This is a genomic window from Sphingomonas sp. Leaf22 (genome assembly GCF_001421715.1).
Lineage (GTDB): Bacteria > Pseudomonadota > Alphaproteobacteria > Sphingomonadales > Sphingomonadaceae > Sphingomonas.
Window position 1 is genome coordinate 1 of the sequence record NZ_LMKP01000009.1, and the last position, 24,843, is coordinate 24,843.

The following is a 24,843-nucleotide window of genomic DNA, read 5'->3' on the forward strand; positions in this document are numbered from 1 at the left end:
CCAAACGCGCCTCCAAGACCCAACAGATGCTCGAGATCACCCTCGACATCTTCCTCGCCAGAAAACGCCTACAGAGTCCGACGTGAACACTCCCCGCGCAGGCGGGGGTACGGCGCGCTGCGTGCCGCCGCCCATGCCCATGAACTGTGCCCCCGCCTGCGCAGGGGCACGGCAGGAGGAGGGGTGCCGGACTTTCACAGCGGTCTCGGGGAAGGAAGGGGGCAACGTCGCAAAGGTCTCGCTGGCGCGAGGCAGGTCTGTTCCGGTCCCATGCCACCCGACGCCGCCGCCCCCGTCCCCGCCGTGCGCCATGTACCAGCGCCTTGTCCTGCCCCGCATCCACGCCTAACTTGGCCGACAATGTCCTGCGCCCCCAATCTGATCGACGCGCATGGCCGCACCATTCGGTACCTGCGGATATCCGTCACCGACCGCTGCGACCTGCGTTGCCGGTATTGCATGGCGGAGGCGATGACGTTCCTGCCGCGAGCCAAGGTCCTGAGCCTCGAAGAGATCGCGCTGATCGCCGAGCGGTTCGTGGCGCGCGGGATCGACAAGATTCGCCTGTCGGGCGGCGAACCGCTGATGCGGCGCGGCGTCACCGAATTGTGCCAGCGGCTGGGGCGGATGGTCGGCGGCGCACTCGACGAACTGACCATGACCACCAACGCCACGCGGCTGCGCGACCATGCGCCTGCGCTGGCCGATGCCGGTATCCGGCGGATCAACGTCAGCCTCGACAGTCTCGACCCCGATACCTTCCGCTATGTGACACGGCACGGCGACGTCGCGCAGGTGGTCGACGGCATCGCCGCCGCGCGCGAGGCAGGCATCGCGGTGAAGATCAACATGGTGGTCCTGAAGGGACTGAACGAGGATCAGGTCGGCGAGATGCTCGACTGGTGCGGCCGCGAGGGGCACGACCTGTCGCTGATCGAAACGATGCCGCTGGGCGCGATCGACGAGGATCGGACCGACCGGTTCGTGCCGCTGACGCGGGTGTTCGACACGCTGGCGCAGCGCTTTACGCTAACCCGTGACGCGCATCGCACCGGCGGGCCGGCGCGCTATTGGCGGGTGGGCGAACATGGCAACCGGCTGGGGCTGATCTCGCCGCTGACCGACAATTTCTGCGGCGGGTGCAATCGCATCCGGCTGACGACCGAGGGCAAGCTGTATCTGTGCCTCGGTCATGACGATCATGTCGATCTGAAGGATGCGTTGCGCACCGGCGGGCTGGATGCGGTCGATGCCGCCCTCGACGCCGCGTTGCCGCGCAAGCCCGCCGCGCATGATTTCCGGATCGAAGCCGGGGCCGCCCCGGCCGTCGCCCGTCACATGAGCGTGACCGGCGGATGACGCGCCTTGCCCTGCTCGCATCGCCGACGGCGCAGTCGCGCGCGGCCGAAGAGACGCTGCGCGCCCGCTACGACTTTCGCGGGGTCGAGGATGCCGACCTGATCGTCGCACTGGGGGGCGACGGCTTCCTGTTGCAGGTGCTGCACATGCTGCTGGAACGGCGGCGGACGGTGCCGGTGTTCGGCATGAACCTCGGCACGGTCGGGTTCCTGATGAACGAATGGCGGATGGACGAGCTGGACCGGCGGCTGGGCCGCGCCAAGCCGTTTCGCGTATCGCCGCTGACCATGACCGCGACGACGATGGACGGCGAGGTCCGCGTGCTGCCCGCGATCAACGAGGTGTCGCTGCTGCGCGAGACGCGGCAGACGGCGAAGCTGGAAGTGTCGGTCAACGACCGGGTGGTGATGCCCGAACTGGTGTGCGACGGCATCCTTGCCGCCACACCGGCCGGGTCGACGGCGTACAACCTGTCGGCCAACGGCCCGATCCTGCCGATGGGATCGGCGATGCTGGCGCTGACCCCGATCAGCCCGTTCCGGCCGCGGCGCTGGCGCGGGGCGATCCTGCCGGACAAGGCGCGGATCACGCTGAAGGTGCTCGAACCTGAAAAGCGTCCGGTATCGGCGGTCGCCGACCAGCGCGAAGTGCGCGACGTGGCGCGGGTCGATGTCGTCATCGACCGGGTGCGCGATCTGACGCTGTTGTTCGACCCCGAACACGCGCTCGATGACCGGATCACGATGGAGCAATTCGCCGGGTAGCGTTCGGGTTGCCCGAAGGGCATGAAGAAGAAATTGGTTCGCGCAGAGACGCGGAGGCGCGGAGAGGTTGCGATCTACGCAGTCCGCACCTGCGCCAGCGGCCGAGTTCCATGCTTTCAGAACGCTCAAGGTCTTCCGCTCGCGCGCGACCCGCTCGGTGCTACCCCTCTCTGCGCCTCCGCGCCTCTGCGCGAAAATCTACCTTACTTCTTCGCGCCCCTCGCGCCTTCGCGTGAACCCCACCTTCTTCCGTGACCAAAATGCCCGGAAAACCGTACCCTCCCGGCATTCTTCCGAAAATTCGGAAATAACCGCTTGCAAACCCCGAATCCGCTGGTAGAGACGCGGCCTCGCAGTTGTTCCCTGATAGCTCAGCGGTAGAGCTCTCGACTGTTAATCGAGCGGCCGTAGGTTCGAATCCTACTCAGGGAGCCAGCGAACCCCCCGGAAAACCTAGACTTTCTCCGGCGGGGCGTGCCGAATGATTTCGGCATTCTGACAAGCATTCAGACACACATTCTGACATTCGCCATCTGTTCTTGCGGTTTGGCGGCTGGTTTCGGTCGCTCGCGAATCGGTGCGAATCACACGCGTTTGCCGTTCGTGTTTTCCCGCCGCGCTGGGTAGGTCATGTCGATCCCGATCCCCATCGACGCGCCCATCGCGGCAAACACCGCAGCCTTGTAGCTGGGCGGTAACGGCTCGGTCCGGTCTGGATCGGAGGCCCATGCTTCGTCCAGATGCCGGAAGCGCGCCCTTACCTCCTTCGTGCGCTCATAGCGCGGCCGAAGCCATTGCTTCTCGCGCTCGATCCATGCCGCGTTCGGCATCCCATGCTTTGCCGCCAGCCGGTCGCGCGTGGTGAACGCGCCCTCGGCGACGGCATTGTCGACGTCGCCGTCCTCGATCGCCAGCGCGCATAGCGCGATGAGCGACCAGCCGTGGCTGCGCGTGGAATAGGCGTTCAGGCCGCTCAGCCCTGGATAGTCCGCCTGCCCTTGGCAGAAGCAGTCGGTGGGCTGGTGGCCGAGGCACCAGGTGCAGACGGTGCCGTCTGGTCCGCGCGGTCGCATCAGCCACCGCGTCGCCGGACTGGCGCGCGTCCGATCGGCCAAATAGTCGACCCTTCGTGCCGATAGAGCATCGTGTCGAAGCCGCGGACGGTCATGCCCAGCCGCGCGGCGGCGTCCACCTTCGTGACGCCTTCGACAGACATGTTGCGCACGAGCGCCAGGCGCTCGGTCGGTGTCACCCCTCCACCTTCGCGGGCGGGGATTGCAGGGCGGCAACGACGAACGACGGGTCGCGATAGCGGTACAGGTCTTTGCTCGGCGGATAGCTGCCGGGGTCTTTGATCGGCTTCCGTCCAAGCGCGTCGCGGATTTCGTCGAAAGGCAGCTTCCAGCCCTTTGCCGGGTCGCGCTCCATCTGACAGACGATCTGGAAATAGTCGTCGGCCTTCATCACCCGATGATGTACCGCCAGCGGCTTGCCATTCTCGGCCCAATGCTCGGCCTGCTGCATCAGTGTGCCGATCTCGCGCCGGTAATAGGCTGCGATCAGCGCTGCGCATTCCGCCTCAATCGCTTCCCGGCTTTGCTCCCCCACCGCTGCGCGCGGGCGGTCGAGGGCTGCGGCGCGTGCAGCGCGGCGGATATGCTCGACATTTTGCAGGAAGTCGGGTTCGCGATCGGCAAGGTCGAGGAAAGCGGCCCACGTCATGCCAACGTCAGGATCGGCCTCGAAAATGGCGCGGGCCATTTCCTCCACCCCATCCCCGGCAGGCGCTACAGCGGAGTGCGGGCGGGCGAGGGCTGCGCGCACGTAATTGACGGCTGCGACGGCGAAGGCAGCATTGCTGCTGGGCGAGTGGCCATCGCACGACTGCCAATCGTAGGCGATCGTCATGCGGTTTGCGTCGCTGTCCCGGAACTCGCCTTCGTAGGGCGCTTTGCAGTCGTGGTCGTCACCTGCGAAAGCGATACCGATTACCGGCACGTCCTCTTTCTCGCCGCACTGCTCCCACGACCACGGACCAGACGTTGCAGCATCGCTAAGCGATCGCAACGCCTCCACCCCATCCCCGGCAGGCGCGGAGGCGAGGCCGGCAAGGCGGTGGCGGGCAAAGGCTTGGATTACGCGAATGTGATCGTACGCCCCCGCCATCCATGCGTCTCGGTCACGTTCGTAATAGTGACGAGGCGCGAACGGCCATGCCGCCTCCCGGTCGCATTGTTCCACCGTCACCGGCGCGTCGTTCGTGGGGGTCATGCTGGTCACTTGGTCGCCTCCTCGATGTTACGCATGACCGAACGGGCCTTGCTGGCGGTGTAGGGTTCCCGCTTGTCAGTCAGAGCGCCGCCGAGGGTGATGACGTCAGCGACGACATCAACGGGCATGGTCACAATGCCGACAGCGGCGCGCATCAGATTACCGAACATTCGCATTCTCCTGTTTCAGGTGCTGGGCGACGCGGAGGCCGAGGTCAGCCCACTTGCGGATGATCGCGCAGTCGGAATGGTATGTGACGCCAGCTACAAGACCCATATTGATGAGCCGGTTGACGGTCCGCTTAGGCCCGCCGTCTGCTGCGAACACGAGCCGCTGCGCCTTTGTCAGCCCCGCCGCAATCGCCGCGACCTCTGCGTCAGTCTGCATGGGGGCGTTCTCCGATGGCTTGGAGGTCGGCGAGGAACCGCACCAGCGCGGTGTTGGTCCGATACCGAATGCCATGCTTACCAGCGAGTTTGGCAATCGCGCGCCAGTCCCTCTCCCGCTCCACGTCCGCATCCCGGCCTTCGATCGGCGGGGTGGGGGTGGCGGAGAGCATGGCGGACCAGATGGCGTGTCGAAGCGACATGCACCCGGGCAGGCAGTTTGCGGCTATCATCGCCTCTGTCGGCTCAACCGGGACCAGCACCCAGCCCGCAGGCACACCCCCGCTCATGCCGAGGGGCCTGATAGGCGGTAGGCGATGATCGTCAATCGGCTGGTGTCATCCTTCAGCATCATCATCCCCCTTGCCCGCGACCGCACCCCCGCCGACCAGCGCGATATGCTCCCGCCGGCGGCTGGCGATCCTGACCGCTTTTTCCTGGTTGGCCTTGTTGTAGATCCGCGTGACCTCGAGCGTGCTGTGCCCGCTGACCGCGCGCACGTCGTCGGTACCGCTGTCGCCGATCTCGGTGATTCCGCCGTGGCGGAAGCTGGTGAACTTCAGATCGTCGGGCAGCCCGGCCGCCTTGCGAATGCGCCGGTGCAGCTGGACCTGATAGGTGGGAGTGTAGGGCTTGCCGGTCCGCTCATCGCGCACGATCAGCGCGTCGTCGGCGCCGCGCTCCATCCGCGCCAGTTCCGCCTCGAGCTCGGGATACAGGTCGACCCGGTCCTCGCCCGCGCCGTCGACCAGCGGGATATCGACCACGTTGCCGGTCTTCGACTGGATGAGCCCGATCCGCTCGGCCGGCACATAGCCGCCCCATGTCACCCCACGCGTGACGCGCTTGTCCGGATCTTCGAACCCGAAGGCGTCATAGACGCGCTGGCACGCCTCGAAGCAGATCGCCGCGGCGGTCGCCATGCTCTGCTTGCCCATGGCGCGCGCGGCGGCCCGGTAGGCATCGTATTCGGCGCGGGTGGCCGCGCGGTTGCCCCGCCCTGCCCCGCTGCTCGACTGGATGCCCATGCCGGCGAAGGGGTTCTCCTTCACGCCCGTCGCCTTGCCGTGCCGCACCGCCTGATTCCAGACGAGGCGGCAGACCTGCATCATGTAGGCGCTCTGCCGGTCGCCGTGCTTCACCTTCGCCTTCTTGTAGAGGCTGTCGGCGGCGGTGGCGTCGATCGCGGGCGCGCGGCGCTGCCCCAGCGTGCCGGAGCGCATCTCGATCGCGCAGACCTGCTCCATCGCCAGCTTGTAGCCGGCGCGGGTGTTGTGGCGGAGCGCGGTGAAGCGCTCAAGCTTGCGGTACCAGTCGAACAGCCAGCGGACCGAGCCGGGCGACAGCTTCGCCTCCTCACCCTTGCGCCACTGGTCGAAAGCCTCGTTCAGCGCGTTCGCGCGAGTGATCGCGGTCGCGACGTCGATGCCGAGCGCGCTGGACACGATCGGGCACGTCTTCCCGTGCCGCTCCGCTGGCGGCTTGGCCCATGACGGGCGCGTCCAGAAATAGCCGCGCTTGCCGCCCGCCAGCTTCTTCGGCGTCACATAGCGAGGCAGGCGCTCAGTCGCCAAAATCCATATCCTCAGCAGGTTCGGAAAACAGGTGGGCGAGTGCCGCGTCGAGGTCTGATCGCAGCGCCAGCGCGCCGCCGCGCGGGCCGCGGGCACGGAACTGGACCTTGCCGGTGCGCTCCCACGCGCGCAGCTGCGCCTCGGCGACGCCGGTATAGGCGAGCGCCGCGTCGCGGTTCATGGCCGCCGGCCAGTCCGGCAGGTCGCGGAGGGCCAGCGCGCCCATCAGCCTGCCGCCTTTAACTCGGCTGGCGTTGCCTTGGTCGCCGGCACGCTGAACCCGGCGGCGTTGCGGTGGCCGCCCCCGCCGAAGGTGCCCGCGATCGCCGACACGTCTTCGCGATCGTCCCGGCTGCGCAGGCTCCACATGCGGACTTTCGGCCCATCATAGTACATCGCCGCAAACGGAATGTCGGGATGCTTGTCGAGCAGGGCGTGGCCGACCTCGCTGGCGAACATCGGCGGGCAGCTGACGACCATGGGTTCGAGCCCTGCCAGCGCCTCTTTCCGCGCGAACGCCGCGATCTCGTCAACCTTGGCGTCGGAGAACCGCCGCATCGCTCGCGCTTCCGCCATGATCGCGCACCACGCAAGGTCGTCTGTGAGGTCGGTGGCAACTGCGGAGAACCGATTAAACGTGAATGGCTCGGTTCTCAGCCAAAGCGAAAACGGCTTAGTTTCTGGATAGCGGAAGCGCCAAAGATCCCGATCTTCAACGTAATCAATTAACAGCGGCACCATCGAAGGATTGCAGCCATGGCAGAAGTCCCACGCCATCCGCGCGCCCGACCGTTCCATGTCAAAGATAGCGATGACGGCTGGTTGGTTGAGCTCTGCCAGATCGCGGAGCATGCCGGGAACATCGGCAGGCTTTATTGCGCCGGGCCGGCTCTCGTGGAACCGGAAGGGCGCCAGTTCCTGCTCGGCCGTCTTGTGATGGTCGAGCACCACAACCGAGCGCGCGCTGTTCGCGATCGCGTCCATTGCCGGCCGCTTGTAGCTGAAGTCGACCATCAGGACGTTCGCGCCGCTGACGTCGGGCGCCGGCTGGCCGTAGCTGGCCGGGATGTAGACGCAGTCGTCGCGCCACAGCGTCCAGCACGCCCAGGCGGCGGCAAAGCCGTCGGCGCAGTGATCGTGATAGATTACGACGTCCGGCTTCCATGCCGGGAATGCGGTGTCACCCATTGCAGATCTCCCCTGCGTTCCATTTCTCGACCGCCAGCGCGAACGGCGGCAGCGTGCGTGTCCGCACCATGATGCAGCCCGGCTGGTCGGTGGCGCCGCGCGCACGGCGGACCAGCAGGCGGTGGCCGGGCGCCACCTCTACGCTCCGATGCTGGACGGGCATCAGACCCGCCTCACGCGGCGCGGCTCGGCGTCGCGGCACGGCGCGCACCAGCCACTGATCAGGCGCAGGCTGTCGTCGCCGCAGCGATCGCATTCGCCCGGCTCGCCCACCGGCACCGGCTGGCGCGCGGCGGCGAGGCTGCGTTCAAGGTGCTGCTGTTCGAGCACGGCAGCAAAGTCTCCGGCGTCAGCCATCAGAAGGGTATCTCACTCGGGTCGAGCGCCGCCATCATGGCAACGGCGCGACAGTGCGCGGTCGACGGCTCGGGGCGGTCGTAATCGAGCCATTCGCGGAAGGTCAGGGAAGTGTCGGCGTCGAGATACCGCTGGTACCGCTGCTGCGACCGGGTCAGCTTCGGCGGCGCCGGACTGTTCGCCGCCATCCATGCTCGCCCCGCATCGGTGACGCGGAACAGCGATCCATTGTCACCGAACAACGCGCTTTCCCGGCGGGTCATCAATCCTTGCGCCACCGCCGCACAGCACGCAGCGTAGCTGTCATGACCTTCGCCACAGACGAAGTGATCGCGATACTGGTTGCCGCGCCCGTACTGGTCGACGCCGAGCGAATGCTGCAGGACGGTCAGGATCGTATCGGAGGCCATCAGCGGATCCATCCATCGGCTTGGACGAGCTTGCGGTCGCCCGAGGGGGAGATGACGTAGATGCGGCCGTCCTTCTGACGGCTCTGCACCGGGCACTGAAATTCGTAGTAGGGGCGCGGCGCGTTGCTACCCGCGTAGACCTCGCGGATCAGGCAGGCCAAGCGGCGGACGGTGATCGTCTCCACGTCGGCGGGCATGCCCCGCTTCGTCATCGCCCAGCGCTGCTGCACCGTCAGCGGGTCGCCCTCCACGATGCCGCCGTACCAAGGGTTCGGCTTGCTCGGGATGATGTGGCAGACCTCGGGCTGGCGGCCCATTGGCGGCTTGCTCAGCGCCCGGGTGTGCAGGACTGCGCGGGATCGGGGCGACAGCTTCATAGCATCCCCCTCGCCCACGACAGCGCGACATGGCCGACGAAATAGACGACCGCGAACGCCCCGAACGGGACCAGCGCACGTTCAAGCCGCTCGTCGATCCAGATGCCGACCGCGACCAGCGCGTCGCCACGCCCACCGTCGCCGCGCGTCGCCTGCGCCGGTGCGTCATCGACGGTGACGGTGGCGGCGCGCGCCATCGCGCCGCTGACGCGGACCGTGCGCGCGGTCACGAGGACAGCGCCGTGAAGATGCAGTCGGCCGAGAACCAGACCAACGCTGCCGTGGTCAGGATGCCCAGAATGACGACCACGGTCATGCCGATGTCGAACAGCGCGTCGCGCGCGCCGCCGGGAAGGCGCCGCATCACGGTTGCACCGTCCAAAGCAGCCGGGCAATGCCGGACCCGACTGCGATCGCAACTATTACGATCGTTATGACTACCGGGATCATCCACCGCACGAACCGGTCAAACTGCGCCTCGCGACGACGCTGCAGTTCGTCCATTTCTCGCATGCTGCGGTCCCAGCGCGGATCGAGATTGTCCCGTTTCATGCCCGCCGCCTCCGCGCGTCGAACTGCCGCGACGCGTGCTCGGCCGCCTCGCGCTCGCTGGTTGCCGCTTCGACCTCCAACTGCGCGGCGTCGAGCGCGGTTTTCGCCGTCGCCTCCCGTGCCATCGCCTGCTGGACGCGATCGGCATAGGTCCGCTCGGTCGCATATTGCGGGTGGCGGACCCGGCGGGCGCGCGCGTCGGTATCGGCCTGTACGGCGATCAGCAGCGACTGCTCGGTCCAGCCACCGCCGATCCGTTCGGCGCGGGCGCGAAACAGATCCATATCGGCGGCGATCTGCGCCTCGTGCGCCTTGCGTACCTTGTCGCCGGCGGGAAGCGCTATCGCCCGCCCGCTCAGGTCGCGGATGCGGGCAGCTACGCTGCGGAAATCTCGGATTGCCTGCGTGATGTCGGGGTCGACGTCACCGGCTGGAATGATGGGGGTGTGCAACACTGCTGGCTCCACCGGCCGGGGTGGCCGTTGAAGCTATGTACGTCGTAACCGTACGGCGGTCAACAAGAATGTACCTTAGAAACGTACTACCCGAAAAACGCTTCCTTCATGGAGATGATTCGGTGGAGGTGGGCAACGCGGCTCGCCGGCACTCGGAACGTCAGGCGCGGTTCGTACTGCTCGAGCTCAAGGTAACTACCCGACCGCCGGCGCAGAGTCTTGATAAGGGCGCAGACAACGCGCCCTTCTCCATCGGCGTCTCGGTCGATCAACTGGACGACAACGTCATCCCCAATCGCAGGCGGCCGAACAGGATCAACGAACACCGGATCACCAGGGCCGTATCTCGGCTCCATAGATGAACCGACCACAAAGAGCGCATATGCTTGCCTCATCTCGCTCATCGCCGGTGGGCGCCGAACATATGTGATTGTCTCCATCATCGAAACAAGCGTCTGCTCGATGGCAACGGTTTCGTCGCTCAGTGCGGCAAAGTCCAAATCAGCACCCAAGACCGTGCCGTAGACCGGCAAATCGCGTGGAGCCCCACGAAGCGTGGGCATTTCCTGATCTATGTGAATAACTTCTGTCGGCACCGCTAGGCCGACAAGCGCCATAATCTCGCTGCGCGCTATTGCCGGGTCACCCTTTCCCACGAACGCCTTGCACAACTTTTCCGCTACAACTGCGTCCAAGCGGTCGGGATTATAATCAGAGTGGAAGTATTGCTGGATCGATGATCGACCGCGATACCCCGCTCCCTTGGCAACCTGCTCCAATGACAGCGACGCGCGCTGTCGGAGTTCGCGGAGCGTTGTCCCGATTGTTTTGTCCTGCATGCGTACGGCATCGCATTGATCAGGTACGTTTTCATCATTGACGTACGTACGGTCATAACGTACATATGATGCATGACGATCCGCTCGGTAATAACTCGCTTCGGCGGCATCCGCCCCATGGCCCAGAAGCTGGGTCATAAATCGCACACGACCGTGCAAGGATGGTGGGACCGACAAGTGATTCCAGCGCAGCGGCAGCGGGAAGTCGTCGGAGCAGCAGAGCGCCTCGGAATTGAACTGCAGCCCGGCGATCTAATCCCGGCGCAAGCCGAGAAAGTCGCAGCATGAGCGTGCTCACCCCCGAACATGCCGACGAGGTCCGCGCGATCGTCGCCGAGATGATTGGCCAAGCCTTTCGCGACTTGCGAGCCAGTCCACGCGACCCCGCCCTTCCCTTCACCGCCGAGCAGTCGGTTGAGATCGACGCCCGCATCGGCGAAATGGTGGCCGCTATCATCGGCGGCCGATACCGTCGGGAATGGGCGCGCATTGCCGAGCGGCGTCACGCCCAAATTTACCCGACGCGCCCGTGGGGTCTCACTCCGGGTGCTGGCGCTCCGCAGCCGTCTGAAGCTCAGCCGCAAGCGTGCCGCGCGCGCCCTCCCATATCTTCCGAGCCTCTTCATCGAGCACCGCCAAACGCAGGTCGCCTGCCCAGCGAGAAAACTCCGGTATCGGCACGAGATCGTGACGCACCATCTGATGGTACATTCCCTGCGTCAGTGCGGTCAGCTGCGTCACTGCTGATCGCAGCAGGCGGATTTCTTCTTGCAGTTCGCGCGTGGTCGGCTCGGTCACGTAAAACCTCTTCGTCGATGTGTGGTAACACGACGATAGCCGAAGCCGGGGGCGTCACCAACGCCTCCGGTGGAGGGCAGGCAGCATGAGCGCCTGCAACCGCTGCGGCGTGAGCGCCTGGCATCCCGAGGTGCGCAGCTGCCTCAACACCAATTGCGAGCTTCGTGGGCATGACGCCCCGAAGACGGGCGCGACGGCCCATGGCGTTTCCCCCCTGGCGCCAGCCTCCCGCGTCGTCGCGCCCGTTCCCGCCAATGATCTGCCCCCTGCTCATATGCAGGGTGGTACCGAAACCGAGGTGCGTCATCATGTCCGCTGATAGTCGTTTCGGGTGCGATATCGCTGAACGGCAGATCACGATGTTCGCGATGTTCGTCGGCGACGGGGTGTTCACCAGCCGCGCGGCGCTGTCGCGAGCAAGCGGCATCCCGACCAGCACGCTCAAGAGCTATGCCGCCGGCGCGGCCATGCCGTTCCACACGGTGTTGGCGCTGGCCAAGTTCCTGCCCCGTGAGGCGATCAACATGCTGTCCGAGCCGGCTGGTATGCGGCTGGTCGATGTGCAGCAGACGGACGCCTGCTGGGACGAGGCCGCCGCGCTGGCGTCCGGGCTGGTCGCCGAGATCTGCGTCGCCCGGTCGGACGGCGTCATCAATCATATCGAGCGGGCGAGCCTTCGGGCGCGTGCGCGCACCGTAACCGCCGTGCTGAGCGATCTCACGGAAGAGAACTGAGGCTCTAACCGCCAGCCGCCGCTGGCCGAAGGATACGACCATGACCGCCACGAATGGCGCGGGCGCGGCTGGGGCTGCTTCCGCGAGCGATAACCTGCGTCCGCCGCACCATGCCCGCCAGTGTCAGTGCGGCGCCCGGCTGGCCGCGAGCAACCGATCCGGCGTCTGCCAAGGGTGCGCCAACAGCAAGACCTGCCCGGATTGCGGGTGCCGCGTCAGCTACAACGCGACCCGCTGCCGCACGCACGCGAACGCCATCTACAATAGCGACCCGGTTAGCCGCGCGGCGAAGTCGGCGACGATGCGCCGGCGGTTCGCCGATCCGTCGTACCGCGACGCGCATATCGCGCTCTCGCGTGCTGGTACGGCGCGCCTGATGGAGCAGCCCGGCGAGCGCGAGAAGCGGGCCGCGGCAGGTCGGGCGAATGGACTGCGCAATCTGGAAGCGACCCGATCGCCCGAGGTCCGCGCCCGCGCCGGCCGCGCGATCAGCGCCACGAAGCTGGCGCATATCCCTGACGAGTACCGCGGCATGTACCGCGAACTGAAGCCGGCGGGCTACACCGCCGCCGAGCGCGAGCAGATGGTGCTGGAACAGCGGGAGCGCGACCGCGCCGAGGCTGGGCAGCGCGTCGCCAACGCCATGACGCGCCAGCGCATCCGCGCCGAGCGCGAGAAAGCGCAGGCATACTGATGCCCGTCTCGATCCTCATCGGCGACGTATTCGATCGGCTGGCGGAACTGCCGGCGGACTCGATCGACTGTTGCGTCACCTCCCCGCCCTATTGGGGCCTGCGCGACTATGGCGTTGCTGGGCAGATCGGGCTCGAGCCTACGCTGGCCGAGCATCTCGACGTCATGGTCCGGGTGTTCGACGCCGTGCGGCGGGTGCTGAAGCCCGAGGGCACGCTGTGGTTGAACTACGGCGACTGCTACGCGACCAAGCCCAACGGGCGCAGCGCGGCGGACACGAAGGCAGCGGGCCACGACGACCGAACCTTCCGCGACAAGCCGTTCAGCACGATCGGCGGCGGCCTGAAGCCGAAGGATCTGTGCATGATCCCAAACCGGCTGGCGATCGCGTTGCAGGATGCCGGCTGGTGGGTCCGGTCCGAGATCGTCTGGGGCAAGCCGAACCCCATGCCCGACAGCAGCGGTCGTTATCGGCCGTCGACCGCGCACGAGAAGGTGTTCCTGCTGACGAAGTCGGCTAAGAGCCATTACGACGCCGTGGCGGTGCGGATGCCGTCGGCTGGCGAGAACAGCAACGGCTACCCGGGCAGCGATGGCGATGGCGTTCGCAAGCGCACGACGGTCGGCAACATCGTCGACAAGCAACGCGGTCATTCGCGTCGGCATGCCGGTTTGAACGATCGCTGGGACGCGATGTCGCGGACCGAGCAGTGCGGTAACGGTCGTCTGCTCCGAAATTACGAGCCCGACCTTTCGCCGATCGTCCCGCCCGAGGTGTGGTCGATCGCGACCGCACCGTTCAGCGAGGCGCACTTCGCCACCTTCCCGCCCGCGCTGGTCGCCCCGTGTCTGCTCGCCGGCTGCCCAATCGGCGGGATCGTGCTCGACCCGTTCGGCGGCGCGGGCACGACCGGGCTGGTCGCCGACCGGATGCAGCGCAGCGCGGTGCTGATCGAACTGAACCCCGAATATGCGGCGATCGCCGAGCGCCGCCTCGCCGCCGACCGCGGCGGGCTGCTGGACGTGATGGAGCACCAGCCGCCCCTACCCCTCACCCAAGGAGCAGCAGCATGACGCATGTACGCTTCGACCGCGCGGCCCTGTCCGACGCGCTCGCGATCGCCGGCAAGGTGAAGGGCTGGGCCCCGCCGCGCTGGACGACGTATCAGGAGAAGAAGAGCGACGGCACATACGAGACGCGCTGGCGCGCAGGTCCGCCGATGGTCGAGATCATCGCCAGCAACGGCAGCGCGACGCTCCGCTCTGCGAACTTCGATCGGCAGATCACGGTGGCGATCCCCTGCGAGGGTGATGCGTCCGCGCTAGTGCCGCTCGGCACGCTGCATTCGTGGGTGTCGAAGCTGACCGGTGATCGCGTCGACCTGCGCGTCGAGGGCGAGGATGCGCTATTCACGTCGGCCCGCCTGCGAGCGTCGCTCCGTTCCGCGCCGCTGAACGCCTATCCGCCGCTGCGCGATCTGGGAATCCCCATGACGGCGGACCTGCTCGAACTGCGCGCGGGCTTCGAGGCGACGGTGGCGGTGCCCAAGGATGGCGGACCGGTCGAGCAAGGCGGCGTCCACATGCGCGGCGAGCCGGGCGCGTTCCGGTTCTTCGCCACGCAGCACGGCCGCATCCACGAGCGGCAGGCTGGCGGCGCGGCTGGTGCGAACATCATCGTGCCGGTCGATACCGCGCGGATGTTCCTTGCCCTGTTCGATGGCGAGAGCGCCGACGTCGAGATCCGCACCAGCGACCGGTCGATCGCGTTCCAGTGCGGTGACGTGCTGCTGTCGTCGGCGATCCTTGATGGCGGCGCGGCGTCCGGTGACCGCGAGTTCGAGCGCCCCCGGCCAAACACACTGCGCGCCCATGCCGATGACCTGCTGTCCGCGCTCGAGCTCGCGACGACGGTGTCGGACCCGAAGCATGGCGACTTCGAACTGCGGCTCGGCGCCACCTGCGAAGCCTATGCCAAGAGCGAGGGCGGCCGCGACCAGGGCACCGTCGCACTGTTCGGCGAATGGTCGGGCGCGCCGATGGCGATCACCTTCGCGCTGAAGCCGGTCCGCGACGCGCTGCTGCTGTTCGGCGGCTCCGAGATCGAATGGCGCATGGGCGGTGCGCTCGAAACGACCACAATCGCGCTCGCGGCTGGTGGAGAGGTCCGCGCGCTGGTCGCGCCGTACCTGCCCCGCGAGGCGGCTCCGGCAAAGGACAAGGCGGCATGATCGAGTGCTTCGAGTTCATGATCGACAAGAGCGATGTCGTCGACCTCGCCTGCGCGATCGAGTGCGGCGACCGTGCGAAAGCGGCTGACGCCCTTAACCGGTTGCTGGCCACCGAAATTAGCGAGGACAACAACGCCGGCCTGCGGCTGACCGAATGGATCGCGCAGGGCCGCGCGCTCGCCGCGAAGCAGGTGACAGCATGACCGTTCGTAAAAAGGCGAACAGCGGCCGGAAAGCCGTCGCCAAGCCTGCGCCTGCCCCCACCACGCCACCTGTTCGGGAAAATACGAACAGCACGGCTGGCGCGCGGCTCGCCCGCATCGTCATGCTCGAGCACGCGGCCGGGCACCTGAAGCAACAGCAGCTTGCCGACGCGCTGGGCATCGGCATCCGCGCCCTACAGCACAAGCTGAGTGTCAGCCGCGGCGTGATGGATAGCGACCTGACGCTGGCCGCGACCGCGCTCGAAAAGCGGGCCGGCGAGATCGCCGCGCTGGCGAACCGGATGCGCGAGGCGGCGCAGTGACATGGCTTTTCGTACCATCAGTGTGTGCGCCGGCGTCGGAGGGCTCGACCTCGGCGTCCGAATTGCCCGACCCGACGCGCGCTGTGTCGCTCTCGTGGAGAGGGAAGCTTCAGCAGCCGCAAGCCTGGTCGCGAGCATGGAAGCGGGGCGGCTTCATCCGGCTGCTGTCTGGCCTGACCTGCGAACCTTCGACGCTGGAGCATGGCGCGGCGCAGTGGATTGCGTCCTGTCGGGCGATCCCTGCCAAGGGAACAGCGTCGCCGGAAAGCGGCTCGGTGCCGCCGACGACCGATGGCTGCTCGACCGCGCGATCGAGGTGTTCGACGAAAGCGGGGCTGCTGTGTTCTTCCGCGAGAACGTCGTCGGGAACCTCGCAGGACAGATCGCCGCCGCCGTCCCGGCATTGGAGCGGCTGGGCTGCCGCGTTGCGTGCGGAATATTCAGCGCGGCCGAGGCCGGAGCGAGCCACCGCCGCGAGCGGTTCTTCCTCTTGGCAATCCGATCGCCCGTTTCCGGTTGGGATCGACTGGCCAACGCCAGCGGCGATCGATGCGAGCCGGGACGGAGCGCACCTTCGGCAAATGACGATCGATGCAGCAAAGCATGGCGCGCGGAAGGGCATCAGCCTTCACCACGAGATTGCTCACTGGCGAACGCCGAACGCGACGATGGCGGATCATGGACCGATGTCGCCTGCCTACCGGGAAGAGCGCGGTCAGATGGTGACGCTCGACGATCAGGCGACGCATTGGATGACGCCGAATGTCCCAAACGGGGGGCGGACAGCATCCCATGCGATTGCCAAGGGGCGGACGCTCACGCGCGAGGACGGGACGAAGGTCCAGCTTGGGTTGGAGCATCAAGCCAAGACTTGGCCGACCCCAATGTCGCGGGATCATCGATCCGGTCATGCGCAGAAAACGGACGAGGAATTGTGGGGCAAGAAGGGCCGCCCGCTCGAGCGCGTCGCTACAACCTTCCGACCTTCGCTCCCGGACCAGCCGACAGCCGATGGCCATCTATCATCGCCGCAGCGCCGTCGCTTGAACCCGCTGTTTGTCGAGTGGCTGATGGGGTGGCCGGAAGGATTGAGCGGCTTCGACACTGCGGCAATGGGGTCGTGCCACTCGCCGCAGCCCTCGCATGGGTGCGGCTGCATGGACTGCTGGCTGACGCAGCAGCGGGCGATGCTGTCCGATTTGCTGACGATCGATCCGCCAGCGCAGGGGCTGCTGTTGTGAGTACGGCGGCATGACCCCGTGGCCGAACCTGTGGCCGACACTGTCGGCACCGCTCTCCAATCCAGTCCTGCGGTTCGTCGCGGCCGGCATGGGCGTGCAGTCGACGACCTTGCTGCTTGCTGCGGCACGGGGCGACGTCGGGCCCATGCCCGACTGCGCCATCTTCGCCGACACCCGCTGGGAGCCAAAGCGGGTCATGGAGCATATTGAGCGCATCCGGCCGCTGCGGCCCTTCCCGCTTCACACGATCACGCGCGGCGACCTTCGTGCAGCGGCTATTGAGGGCGAGGAACCCGAAGACCGGTTCGCCGTGCCGTTCCATGTTCGCCGCGGCGACGGGAAGCTGACGATAGGCAAGCGGCAGTGCACCAGCCGCTACAAGATCATTCCGATCAAACAGAAGGTGCGGGACATCCTCGGCGTTGGTCCACGCGGCTACATCGCCCCGGACTCAGTCGAGCAGTGGGTCGGTATTTCGACCGACGAGTCGCATCGTATGGCGCCGTCTGGGGTTGCCTACATCCGGAACCGGCACCCACTCATCGAAGCCGATATGAGCCGCGAAGCCTGCAAACGATGGCTAGCAGAGCGTCAGCAGCGGGCAGTAAAGAGCCGGTGCCGGGGTTGTCCGTTTCAGACCAACGACGACTGGCGGGACCTTCGCGACAACGACCCCGAAGAATGGGCAATGACGATTGCGGATGATCGCGCCATCCGCACACGCGGCAGCAGCCCCGATGCTCAGCAGTTCATGCACTTCTCTGGCGTCCCGCTGGAAGACGCCGATCTGTCCGTCCGCGTGCATCCGAACCAGCTTGGTTTCGATCTACACTGTGGTGGAGCATGCGGCTCATGAAGCGACCAGTCGCTCATAAATACGGCGCGAAGGCAGCGCTGTGCGGCTTCTGCACGAAGCCGCACCCGTCGCGCCGAGAGGCGAAGCGGTGCGCTGACCTGCATATCCTTCAGCGCGCGGGCGAGATTGACGAGCTCGAGGTCGGCCCGCGCTTCTTCTTCGAGATCAACGGACGCCCGCTGGTCCACGATAACGGCCGGCGCGCGGTCTACACGCCCGACTGGCGCTACCGGCGCGTCAACGACGACCGTGCGGTGGTGGAAGACACCAAGGGCATGCGCGTGCGCGACTGGCCGCTGCGCAAGGCGCTGTTCCGCGCCTGCTATCCCGACATCGAGGTCATAGAATCATGAGCCCCCCGCCCCCCATGGTCGCGCCCGAGGCGGACCTTCAGGACTTCCCGTTCATGCCGCTGCACGTTGCGCGGCTGCGCGACAGCGACCTCGCCGCCGAGGGCGACCCCGAGGGATGCTGGTATGCGGTGCTGCTGTGGGCGGCGGCGTGGCACCAACTGCCAGCCGCGTCGCTGCCCGACAATGACGCGGTGCTGACCAAGCTGTGCGGCTTAGGGCGCGACACGAGGACATGGCGCAAGCATAAGGCGGACGCGCTGCGTGGGTTCGTCGCCTGCGCCGACGGTCGCCTCTATCACCCGGTCGTCGCGGAGCAGGCCAATGCCGCCTGGGAAAGCAAGCTGCGTCAGCGGCACCGCACCGAATGCGCCCGCATCAAGCAGCGCGCGGTGCGCGGCGGCCTTGCTGAGGCGAAGCGGGCGTTCGCCGAATGGGTATCGGATGAGCACCCATCGTCTGTTCCCTATCTGTCCCTCAGCGGTGACGATGCGGTCACTCGTGACAATACCGTTGTGTCACCAGTGACAGACGAAAATGTCACTGGTGACAATGCCTCCAAGAGACAGGGACAGGGACAGGGACAGAGAGATTCTATTTCGGAAGCTGACGCTTCCGGCGCCGACGCGCCGCCGCCGCCCGGAAACGTGATCCGGCTTGCCGCCGCCCAGCCCATGCCCGACCCGGTGAAGGTTATGTTCGACAGCGGCGTCGCCTTGCTCGGTGTCGCCATGATCCCCGAGGCGAAGGCCCGTCAGATGCTCGGCAAGTGGCGGCAGGCCTATGGTCCCGAGACGGTCATCGCCGCCCTCGGCACCGCCCAGCGCGAAGGCGCGATCGACCCCGTCAGTTTCATCGAAGGAGTGCTCCGCAATGGCCAACGACATCGTCAGGACCGACCGAGCGGACCGGTGGAAGCACGCCGCCAATCTCGCATGCAGCGCGGTGTGGAATCCGGACCAGGTGATGGCGGACTGTGACGCGACCGACCTGGCGGAAATCGAGCGGATCCTTCGCCGCGCTCCCCGCCCGCTGTCGGAAACCGAGCCGGACGGCCGGTCGCGCAGCGAGCCGAACTTGGACGGCAAGTTCACGACCGCGCTCGGCGACGGGCTGGCGCTGCTGTACCTGAAGCTGTCTCCGAACGGCAGCGCCGATCAGTCCGGCGCTTGGGTGCGCGCGATGCAGGCCAGCTTGGACGATCTGGCCGGCGAGGTAGTGGTGCGCGCGACGAAGGCGGCGCTGCGGCGGCCGATGCGTTTCCATAACGAGGTGGACGGCGTGATCCGGGAAGAGGCGGCGAAGATCATGGCGTCGCGCGTCATGGCCGCCACTCGCATCGCCAAGCTGCGCGACAGCCTTGCCGCGCTCCCTGCCCCAGCCGGCGAGGATGAGGACACGGGGCCGGTGGCGCTGTCGCTCGCGACGATCGCGGCCATGCCCGACGCGCTGTGCCGGATCGGCGTCGCGCGTGGGTGGCTGACGCCGGAGCAGATCGGCGAGGCGCGCGGCACGGTGGTCGACAGCGATCGTTCCGCCTATGTTCCAGACGAGAAGGCAGCGTAAAGATGGTTCGGGGGATCGGAAGGCGGAGCGATATGGTCGATCGGTGGTGCATCCTGCGGACGAGCGGCGCAAAGACGGTGCCATTGGCGATTGCGCTGTGCGAGGCCGGGTTCGACGCTTGGACGCCGCGCGCGCTGTCGCTGATCGCGGCGACCAAGCGGAAGCCGGCGAGCGAGCGCGCTGCGCCGATCGTACCGACCTTTGTGTTCGTCCGTGCTGGGCAGCTGGATAATCTGTGGCGGGCTCATTCCCTCCCCACCAGCAATCTGCCCGGCTTCCATATCCTGCAGTTAGGTGGTCGAGTGCCGGAGATCGGCGACGCTACCCTATCCTCCCTGCGCGCTGAGGAAGCGCGGGCGCTCCGCGTCTATGAGGCGCAGGTGGCGGCAAGAGATGCGGGCGAGGCGCGGGCCAAGCGCATCGAACAGCTTCGCACCGAGCAGGCCCGACGCAAGGCGCTGCGTACCGAGGTGAAGGCGATAGCCGCCGGTGATGCGGTGACCGTCACCGACGCACCCGCGTTCGCGGGCATGGTCGGGACGATCGTCAGTGGGAACGGCCGGTCATATGTCGTCGGGTTCGGCGGTTCGAGGGAATGGACAATCGAGGCTTGGCAACTGGTTCCGGTCGCGGTATGTTCTCCATCAACACGCGCCGCCTGAGCGGCCATCGTGGGCTGATGATCTTGGACTTCGTGTGCCACTGCCAGCCCGCCCCACGGTACCGGTATGCGCCGGTGCTTGTCCGTAAGGCTACCTGAAATCCACCGCCCGCGCCTTGACACCCGACCACGGCGGCGGGTGCGAAGCCTCCCCTCGCACGTTGCGCAATCCGGTCAGCGGGCCGTGGCGTCATGGACGCCGGCAAGGGGTTGAACGCCGACACTACCTCCATCCCACATCGTGGAACGCCGCCGACCTGCCCCGGACCGTCCCATATGATGGGATGATGCCCCCTCGTGGGTCCTTCCCGGCCTTCTGGGTAATGAGGGGGGCAAAGGCGCAGAAACCGTCTAGGCACGAAATTCCCTATGGGTGCCGCCGCCTTGACAGAGTTTGTGGCTGATTTCCGCCGTTTTCGAGTATGGGGAGGCGGCAGTTTTGGACATTGCGTCTGTCACCCTCACCCGCGCCGACGTCGCATGGCTGGTCGGCATGTCGGACAGCTGGGTTCGCGACCGGATGCAGGCTGGCGACATGCCGCGCCCCGGTGCCACCGCCGACGAGTATGTCGAAGCGTTCGTCGCGATCCGTACGCGAAAATACGAACAGGAGCATGAAGCTGGCACGCTCGATAAGGAGCAGGAGCAGGCGCGGCTGGCGAAAGAGCAGGCTGACGCGAAGGCGATGGACAACGCCGAGCGTCGCCGCGAGCTCGCCTCGCTCCCCGACATGATGGCTGCCGGCGCGGGCGTCATCATCATGATCGTCGCCCAGTTGCAGCAGGTCGGCGCGCGCGTCGCCGGTGCCGACGTCAAGCTTCGCGCGCGGATCGACACCGAGATCAACAACGTCCTCACTGACCTGAGCATGACGCGGATCGAGGAAGCGCGCGGCGGGGGTCTTGATGAAGAAGAGGCCGCCGAAACCGAGGGAGCCTGAGACCTACCGCGCCCTTGGCGCGCACGGCGTCACGCTATCGCGGTCATGGTTCGCGGCGTGCAAGCCGCGCGAGCGGCCGCCGCTTTCGAAGTTCATGGCGGAGCATGCGCGTACCGATGACGGTCAGCGCATCCGCCCGTTCCCGTTCCAGTCGGATATGGCGGACGCCTTCACCGACTTGAACACGCAGCAGGTGTCGTGTCGAAAGAGCAGCCGCATCGGCTATTCGACGATCCTGCAATGCTTCGTTGCCTGGGCGATCAAACACGACCCCCGGCGGCAGCTGTTCTACCAGCCGACGATCGACGACGCGGAGAAGTTCAGTCGCGACGATCTCGATCCGGTGTTGCAATGGCCGGTCGTTCGCACGGTTGCGACCTTCAAGCCCCGGCACGCCGACAACCAGATCAGGGCCAAGCGCTACAAGGGCGGCTGGATTCAGATCAAGGGCGCGAACAGCCCGAAGGAGTTCCGGCGCGTCACTGCCGACGACGTGCTGCTTGAGGAATGCGATGGCTATCCGTGGGCGACGAAGGAGGAAGGCGACCCCGCCCGCCTGGCGTTCAAGCGCAATCTGACCTCGCCGCGCCGTTTCAGCGCTGCCGGGTCGACGCCGAAGGTTAAAGGCTTCAGTCGAATCGACACCCTGTTCGAGCAGGGAAGTCAGGAATATCGGTACGTCCCCTGCCCGCATTGCGGCGAGATGCAGCAAATGGTGTTCGGTGACGGCACAGGGCCGGGCATCCGGTGGGCACCGACCGATAACCCGACCCGCGCATGGTATCGGTGCGTCAATGGCTGCGATATCGCCGAAGACGACAAAGCGGCCATGGATGAAGCCGGGGAATGGCGGGCGCACAATCCCGTCGCGTTCCCGCGGCACCGATCGTTTCATATCTGGGCGGCGTACAGTCAGCACCCGGGTGCCGCATGGCTCGAGATCGCGCGCGAGTTCATGGAGGTCCGCAAGGACCCCAACCTGCTTCGCACCTTCGTCAACCAGGTCCTCGGCGAGGCATGGGCCGAACGCGGCGAAGCGCCGGAATGGCAGCGCCTGTATGATCGCCGGGAGAAGGCGATGCGGATCGGAACGCCTTCAGCAAAGGCTGGCCTTCTGATCGGTGCTGCCGACGTCCAGCGCGGCGGCGGCGGGCGTATCGATCTCGATATCTGGGCGTTCGGGAGCGACCGCCGCAGAGAGTTCGTCGAGCGAATCGAGGTATTCGGACCGATCTCCGAGAAGGCGACCTGGAAGAAGCTGGATGAGCAGGTCGCGAGGACATGGGTGTCGGAAGACGGCCGGTCCATGCGACTGGCGCGCGTCGCCATAGACTCGGGCGACGGCGAGAATACGATGGAGGTCTATGCCTGGGCGCGGCGGCACCCGGGCTTCGCGATGGCGGTCAAGGGGCGGCACGCGATCGCCGCCAACCAGCCCATTGGCGCGCCGAGCTGGCAGGACGTCACCGTCAACGGTCGGAAGCTGAAGCGTGGCGTTCGGCTGTGGAACGTCGGCACGTCCATGCTCAAGCTGGAATTGTTCGGCGACCTCGAAAAGGACAAGCCGGTCGACGGCGAGCCGTATCCGGACGGCTACGTCTATCTGCCGGACGGCACGACCGACGAATGGATCAAGCAGCTGGTCGCCGAAGAGTTGCGGATCATTCGGCTTCGCAACGGCGGATTCCGGCGCGAGTGGCACAAGGTTCGAGACCGCAACGAGGCGCTCGACAACGCGGTATATGCTCGCGCGATCGCGTTCTCACTTGGGGTTGATCGGTGGCGCGAGGTGGACTGGCAGAAGGCGCGCGGCGAGTTCACGCCCCCTGCCCCCGCCGTGCCGCCGCCCAAGCAACTCCCTGACGATCGGCCCGCGCCAACTTCGGCACAGGCGGACACGCGAACCGCGAATAAGGCTTTGGCGCCGCCGAAGCGAGCGAACCCATTCACCAACCGGCGGAGGTAGGCATGCCTTACCAGCAAACCGACCTCGACAAGTTGCATGCGTCGCTGGTGGCGGTGGCGACCGGGCCGCAGAAGGTTCGCTTCGCCGATGGTCGCGAGACGACATTCCAGTCGGTCGATGCTGTCGCTGCGGCGATCAAGGTCGTCGAAGCACAACTGAAGATGCAGACTCGTGCGCTTGGCGGCATCGTTCGCCACCGCGTCCCCTATTACCGCAGCGGCCTGTAACTGATGGCGAAGCGGACCTTACTCGACCGGCTGCTCGGGCGGCCGGCCGCCACCCCGCGCGCGGTGCCACCGGCACGCAAGCGCATCGCTCGCGGCGGGCCGCGCGCGGAATATGACGGTGCGACGTTCGGGCGTCGGGCCGCCGGCTGGCGGCGGACGCAACGGGACGCCAACGGCGAACTGACCCCGGCGGTCATGGCAGCGCTGCGCGGCATCGCGCGCGACCTCGTTCGCAACAACCCATTCGCCGCCCGCGGTGTCGCGACCATCTCGAATAACATGGTCGGCACCGGCATCACGTTTCAGGTCTACCGCAACGGCAAGATCGACGATGCGCTGAACAAGAAGGCTCGAGCGCACTTCGATACGACCAACTGCGACAGCGGCGGCCGGCACGACCTGTACGGGCTGCAGTTGCAGGCGGCGCGGACCATTGTCGAAAGTGGCGCGGTGGTCATGCGGCGTCGCTGGCGTCGATCGTCAGACGGGTTGCCGCTGCCGGTTCAGTTGCAGGTGCTCGAGCCGGACTATCTTGACCCATCTAAGGATGGCCCCCTCGCCAGTGCGCCCGGCGCCAATGGCGGCTTCGTCGTGCATGGTGTCCAGTTCAGCCCGATCGGCGCACGGGAGGGGTACTGGCTCTACAATGGCCACCCCGGCGCAGGCCGCACATCGTCGCTCGGCTCGACCCTGATTCCTGCCGCCGACGTCGCGCACGTCTTCCGGGCGGACCGCCCGGAGATGGAACACGGTGCGACGTGGTTGGCGCCGATCGTCCTGCGGATGAAGGACTTTGCGGATTTCGAGGACGCACAGCTGACGCGTCAGAAGCTCGCGTCGGCGTTCGTCGGGTTCGTCGCTGGTGAAGACGATGGTGGGGCGATCCCCGGCATCCAGACCGAGGGCGGGGACGCGCCGGTCGATCGCGAGCCGCTCGATTTTATCGAGCCCGGCACGTTCCAGTATGGTCGTCCCGGTGAGGAAGTGACGTTCTCCACCCCGCCGGGCGTTGACGGGTATGCGGACTATACGAAAGTGTCACTCCGCGCGATCGCGGCTGGTCTCGGCGTCCCATATGAAGCGCTGACCGGCGACCTTTCGAACGTCAACTTCTCGTCCGGGCGCATGGGCTGGCTCGAATATCAGCGCTCGCTGGCGACCTGGCAGTGGGCCATGTTCATCCCGCAATTCTGCGGCGCCGTCGGCCAGTGGATGCTCGATGCACTCGCGATGGTCGGCGAGGACATCGCCGGCGTTACGGTCCGCTGGACGCCGCCCGGTCGCGAGATGATCAACCCGTCGGACGAGGTCAAATCGAGCCGCGATGCGATCCGCGCCGGCGGCAAGACGATTTCGCAATGGGCGCGCGAGCGCGGCGAAGACCCTGACACCTTCCTCGCCGAAGCGAAGGCCGACTTCGCCAAACTCGATGAGCTCGGGCTCATCTTCGACTGCGATCCGCGCCGGGTGACCGCCGTCGGCAACCCTGCCGAGCCGCAAGCCGCGCCCAAGGAAACCTGAG

General features: G+C 66.5%; 38 protein-coding genes, 1 tRNA gene and 1 pseudogene. 21 read left to right on the top strand and 19 right to left on the bottom strand.

Translation table 11 applies throughout. The features are described from left to right. The first annotated feature begins 360 nt into the window (after window positions 1-360). The 3 genes from moaA to ASE70_RS05640 all read left to right on the top strand — a co-directional run bounded on the left by moaA (window position 361) and on the right by ASE70_RS05640 (window position 2,558). Window positions 361-1,359, top strand: a complete 999-nt coding sequence (gene moaA / locus ASE70_RS05630) for a GTP 3',8-cyclase MoaA (RefSeq protein ID WP_056502276.1) — start codon at window positions 361-363, stop codon at window positions 1,357-1,359. Next, a complete protein-coding gene (locus ASE70_RS05635) occupies window positions 1,356-2,123 on the top strand; it encodes an NAD kinase (protein WP_056502279.1) in 768 nt (255 codons plus the stop codon). Before moaA ends, ASE70_RS05635 begins: the two co-directional genes overlap by 4 nt. Before the next feature lie 360 nt (window positions 2,124-2,483). After that, a tRNA-Asn gene (locus ASE70_RS05640) sits at window positions 2,484-2,558 on the top strand. Window positions 2,559-2,707: 149 nt separating this feature from the next. On the opposite strand, the gene ASE70_RS05645 is transcribed toward ASE70_RS05640, so the two are convergent. The 18 genes from ASE70_RS05645 to ASE70_RS05715 form a co-directional block, all read right to left on the bottom strand. Continuing rightward, entirely contained in the window at window positions 2,708-3,196 is a 489-nt protein-coding gene (locus ASE70_RS05645) for a hypothetical protein (RefSeq protein ID WP_056502282.1), read from the bottom strand. Next, the gene (locus ASE70_RS05650; RefSeq protein WP_056502284.1) at window positions 3,196-3,375 is read right to left on the bottom strand and encodes a hypothetical protein; all 180 of its coding nucleotides are present in this window, start codon (window positions 3,373-3,375) and stop codon (window positions 3,196-3,198) included. Before ASE70_RS05650 ends, ASE70_RS05645 begins: the two co-directional genes overlap by 1 nt. Continuing rightward, on the bottom strand, window positions 3,372-4,403 hold the full coding sequence (locus tag ASE70_RS19505) for a hypothetical protein (RefSeq protein ID WP_156356020.1): 1,032 nt from the start codon (window positions 4,401-4,403) through the stop codon (window positions 3,372-3,374). Before ASE70_RS19505 ends, ASE70_RS05650 begins: the two co-directional genes overlap by 4 nt. Beyond that, a complete protein-coding gene (locus ASE70_RS19510; protein ID WP_156356022.1) occupies window positions 4,400-4,564 on the bottom strand; it encodes a hypothetical protein in 165 nt (54 codons plus the stop codon). Before ASE70_RS19510 ends, ASE70_RS19505 begins: the two co-directional genes overlap by 4 nt. Continuing rightward, entirely contained in the window at window positions 4,554-4,781 is a 228-nt protein-coding gene (locus ASE70_RS05660) for a hypothetical protein (protein ID WP_056502288.1), read from the bottom strand. The genes ASE70_RS19510 and ASE70_RS05660 overlap by 11 nt, the downstream gene beginning before the upstream one ends. Continuing rightward, window positions 4,771-4,953 carry a hypothetical protein gene (locus ASE70_RS20580; RefSeq protein ID WP_156356025.1) on the bottom strand — a complete coding sequence of 61 codons (183 nt, stop codon included), beginning with the start codon at window positions 4,951-4,953 and terminating at the stop codon, window positions 4,771-4,773. The genes ASE70_RS05660 and ASE70_RS20580 overlap by 11 nt, the downstream gene beginning before the upstream one ends. A 165-nt stretch (window positions 4,954-5,118) precedes the next feature. After that, entirely contained in the window at window positions 5,119-6,450 is a 1,332-nt protein-coding gene (locus ASE70_RS05670; protein ID WP_162235930.1) for a hypothetical protein, read from the bottom strand. Continuing rightward, complete coding sequence (locus tag ASE70_RS05675; protein ID WP_056456431.1) at window positions 6,344-6,580, bottom strand: hypothetical protein; 237 nt, start codon at window positions 6,578-6,580, stop codon at window positions 6,344-6,346. Before ASE70_RS05675 ends, ASE70_RS05670 begins: the two co-directional genes overlap by 107 nt. Further along, window positions 6,580-7,542, bottom strand: coding sequence for a DHH family phosphoesterase (locus ASE70_RS05680; protein ID WP_056502295.1), 963 nt, complete (start codon window positions 7,540-7,542; stop codon window positions 6,580-6,582). Before ASE70_RS05680 ends, ASE70_RS05675 begins: the two co-directional genes overlap by 1 nt. Continuing rightward, a complete protein-coding gene (locus ASE70_RS19520) occupies window positions 7,535-7,705 on the bottom strand; it encodes a hypothetical protein (protein WP_156356028.1) in 171 nt (56 codons plus the stop codon). Before ASE70_RS19520 ends, ASE70_RS05680 begins: the two co-directional genes overlap by 8 nt. After that, window positions 7,705-7,899 carry a hypothetical protein gene (locus ASE70_RS05685; RefSeq protein ID WP_056502302.1) on the bottom strand — a complete coding sequence of 65 codons (195 nt, stop codon included), beginning with the start codon at window positions 7,897-7,899 and terminating at the stop codon, window positions 7,705-7,707. The genes ASE70_RS19520 and ASE70_RS05685 overlap by 1 nt, the downstream gene beginning before the upstream one ends. After that, window positions 7,899-8,309: a hypothetical protein gene (locus tag ASE70_RS05690; protein ID WP_056502483.1), complete on the bottom strand. Its 411-nt coding sequence runs from the start codon at window positions 8,307-8,309 to the stop codon at window positions 7,899-7,901. The genes ASE70_RS05685 and ASE70_RS05690 overlap by 1 nt, the downstream gene beginning before the upstream one ends. Then, window positions 8,309-8,686: a hypothetical protein gene (locus tag ASE70_RS05695; RefSeq protein ID WP_056502305.1), complete on the bottom strand. Its 378-nt coding sequence runs from the start codon at window positions 8,684-8,686 to the stop codon at window positions 8,309-8,311. The genes ASE70_RS05690 and ASE70_RS05695 overlap by 1 nt, the downstream gene beginning before the upstream one ends. Next, on the bottom strand, window positions 8,683-8,916 hold the full coding sequence (locus ASE70_RS05700) for a hypothetical protein (RefSeq protein ID WP_056502308.1): 234 nt from the start codon (window positions 8,914-8,916) through the stop codon (window positions 8,683-8,685). Before ASE70_RS05700 ends, ASE70_RS05695 begins: the two co-directional genes overlap by 4 nt. Then, window positions 8,913-9,050: a hypothetical protein gene (locus ASE70_RS19525; RefSeq protein ID WP_156356030.1), complete on the bottom strand. Its 138-nt coding sequence runs from the start codon at window positions 9,048-9,050 to the stop codon at window positions 8,913-8,915. The genes ASE70_RS05700 and ASE70_RS19525 overlap by 4 nt, the downstream gene beginning before the upstream one ends. Further along, window positions 9,050-9,238 carry a hypothetical protein gene (locus tag ASE70_RS05705; protein ID WP_056502311.1) on the bottom strand — a complete coding sequence of 63 codons (189 nt, stop codon included), beginning with the start codon at window positions 9,236-9,238 and terminating at the stop codon, window positions 9,050-9,052. Before ASE70_RS05705 ends, ASE70_RS19525 begins: the two co-directional genes overlap by 1 nt. Further along, on the bottom strand, window positions 9,235-9,693 hold the full coding sequence (locus ASE70_RS05710; RefSeq protein ID WP_056502314.1) for a hypothetical protein: 459 nt from the start codon (window positions 9,691-9,693) through the stop codon (window positions 9,235-9,237). The genes ASE70_RS05705 and ASE70_RS05710 overlap by 4 nt, the downstream gene beginning before the upstream one ends. Before the next feature lie 86 nt (window positions 9,694-9,779). Continuing rightward, complete coding sequence (locus ASE70_RS05715) at window positions 9,780-10,670, bottom strand: LexA family transcriptional regulator (RefSeq protein WP_082450744.1); 891 nt, start codon at window positions 10,668-10,670, stop codon at window positions 9,780-9,782. On the opposite strand from ASE70_RS05715, the gene ASE70_RS21050 reads away from it, so the two are divergent. Beyond that, window positions 10,650-10,820: a hypothetical protein gene (locus ASE70_RS21050; protein ID WP_443024842.1), complete on the top strand. Its 171-nt coding sequence runs from the start codon at window positions 10,650-10,652 to the stop codon at window positions 10,818-10,820. The genes ASE70_RS05715 and ASE70_RS21050 overlap by 21 nt on opposite strands. 249 nt (window positions 10,821-11,069) lie before the next feature. Here ASE70_RS21050 and ASE70_RS05720 read toward each other — a convergent pair whose 3' ends face one another. Then, window positions 11,070-11,330 (bottom strand): hypothetical protein, encoded by a 261-nt coding sequence (locus ASE70_RS05720; RefSeq protein WP_056502320.1) that lies wholly within the window; start codon window positions 11,328-11,330, stop codon window positions 11,070-11,072. Window positions 11,331-11,638: 308 nt separating this feature from the next. On the opposite strand from ASE70_RS05720, the gene ASE70_RS05725 reads away from it, so the two are divergent. The 17 genes and pseudogenes from ASE70_RS05725 to ASE70_RS05805 all read left to right on the top strand — a co-directional run bounded on the left by ASE70_RS05725 (window position 11,639) and on the right by ASE70_RS05805 (window position 24,842). Next, complete coding sequence (locus tag ASE70_RS05725) at window positions 11,639-12,064, top strand: hypothetical protein (RefSeq protein ID WP_156356032.1); 426 nt, start codon at window positions 11,639-11,641, stop codon at window positions 12,062-12,064. A gap of 40 nt (window positions 12,065-12,104) precedes the next feature. Beyond that, a complete protein-coding gene (locus ASE70_RS05730; RefSeq protein ID WP_056502327.1) occupies window positions 12,105-12,758 on the top strand; it encodes a hypothetical protein in 654 nt (217 codons plus the stop codon). Further along, the gene (locus ASE70_RS05735) at window positions 12,758-13,831 is read left to right on the top strand and encodes a DNA-methyltransferase (RefSeq protein ID WP_056502330.1); all 1,074 of its coding nucleotides are present in this window, start codon (window positions 12,758-12,760) and stop codon (window positions 13,829-13,831) included. Before ASE70_RS05730 ends, ASE70_RS05735 begins: the two co-directional genes overlap by 1 nt. Next, window positions 13,828-14,988 carry a hypothetical protein gene (locus ASE70_RS05740; protein WP_056502332.1) on the top strand — a complete coding sequence of 387 codons (1,161 nt, stop codon included), beginning with the start codon at window positions 13,828-13,830 and terminating at the stop codon, window positions 14,986-14,988. Before ASE70_RS05735 ends, ASE70_RS05740 begins: the two co-directional genes overlap by 4 nt. Beyond that, window positions 14,985-15,191: a hypothetical protein gene (locus tag ASE70_RS05745; RefSeq protein ID WP_056502335.1), complete on the top strand. Its 207-nt coding sequence runs from the start codon at window positions 14,985-14,987 to the stop codon at window positions 15,189-15,191. The genes ASE70_RS05740 and ASE70_RS05745 overlap by 4 nt, the downstream gene beginning before the upstream one ends. Continuing rightward, window positions 15,188-15,514, top strand: a complete 327-nt coding sequence (locus ASE70_RS19530; protein ID WP_156356034.1) for a hypothetical protein — start codon at window positions 15,188-15,190, stop codon at window positions 15,512-15,514. Before ASE70_RS05745 ends, ASE70_RS19530 begins: the two co-directional genes overlap by 4 nt. A gap of 1 nt (window position 15,515) precedes the next feature. After that, window positions 15,516-15,959, top strand: a pseudogene (locus ASE70_RS21055) (DNA cytosine methyltransferase); the annotation flags it as partial. Window positions 15,960-16,095: 136 nt separating this feature from the next. Next, complete coding sequence (locus tag ASE70_RS20590; protein ID WP_056502344.1) at window positions 16,096-16,755, top strand: hypothetical protein; 660 nt, start codon at window positions 16,096-16,098, stop codon at window positions 16,753-16,755. Between the two features lie 10 nt (window positions 16,756-16,765). Then, window positions 16,766-17,611: a hypothetical protein gene (locus tag ASE70_RS05765; protein WP_156356037.1), complete on the top strand. Its 846-nt coding sequence runs from the start codon at window positions 16,766-16,768 to the stop codon at window positions 17,609-17,611. Continuing rightward, window positions 17,608-17,964, top strand: coding sequence for a DUF1064 domain-containing protein (locus tag ASE70_RS05770; RefSeq protein ID WP_235519630.1), 357 nt, complete (start codon window positions 17,608-17,610; stop codon window positions 17,962-17,964). The genes ASE70_RS05765 and ASE70_RS05770 overlap by 4 nt, the downstream gene beginning before the upstream one ends. A 14-nt stretch (window positions 17,965-17,978) precedes the next feature. Then, window positions 17,979-18,941 carry a DUF1376 domain-containing protein gene (locus ASE70_RS05775; RefSeq protein WP_056502353.1) on the top strand — a complete coding sequence of 321 codons (963 nt, stop codon included), beginning with the start codon at window positions 17,979-17,981 and terminating at the stop codon, window positions 18,939-18,941. Further along, window positions 18,928-19,527: a hypothetical protein gene (locus ASE70_RS05780; protein WP_056502354.1), complete on the top strand. Its 600-nt coding sequence runs from the start codon at window positions 18,928-18,930 to the stop codon at window positions 19,525-19,527. The genes ASE70_RS05775 and ASE70_RS05780 overlap by 14 nt, the downstream gene beginning before the upstream one ends. 32 nt (window positions 19,528-19,559) lie before the next feature. Then, on the top strand, window positions 19,560-20,189 hold the full coding sequence (locus ASE70_RS05785; RefSeq protein WP_056502359.1) for a hypothetical protein: 630 nt from the start codon (window positions 19,560-19,562) through the stop codon (window positions 20,187-20,189). A 438-nt stretch (window positions 20,190-20,627) separates the two neighbouring features. After that, entirely contained in the window at window positions 20,628-21,128 is a 501-nt protein-coding gene (locus ASE70_RS05790) for a hypothetical protein (RefSeq protein WP_056502360.1), read from the top strand. Then, complete coding sequence (locus ASE70_RS05795) at window positions 21,094-23,094, top strand: phage terminase large subunit family protein (RefSeq protein WP_056502362.1); 2,001 nt, start codon at window positions 21,094-21,096, stop codon at window positions 23,092-23,094. Before ASE70_RS05790 ends, ASE70_RS05795 begins: the two co-directional genes overlap by 35 nt. A 2-nt stretch (window positions 23,095-23,096) precedes the next feature. Next, window positions 23,097-23,321 (top strand): hypothetical protein, encoded by a 225-nt coding sequence (locus tag ASE70_RS05800; RefSeq protein WP_056502365.1) that lies wholly within the window; start codon window positions 23,097-23,099, stop codon window positions 23,319-23,321. A 3-nt stretch (window positions 23,322-23,324) separates the two neighbouring features. After that, on the top strand, window positions 23,325-24,842 hold the full coding sequence (locus ASE70_RS05805; RefSeq protein WP_082450753.1) for a phage portal protein: 1,518 nt from the start codon (window positions 23,325-23,327) through the stop codon (window positions 24,840-24,842). The last annotated feature ends 1 nt before the right edge of the window (window position 24,843 follow it).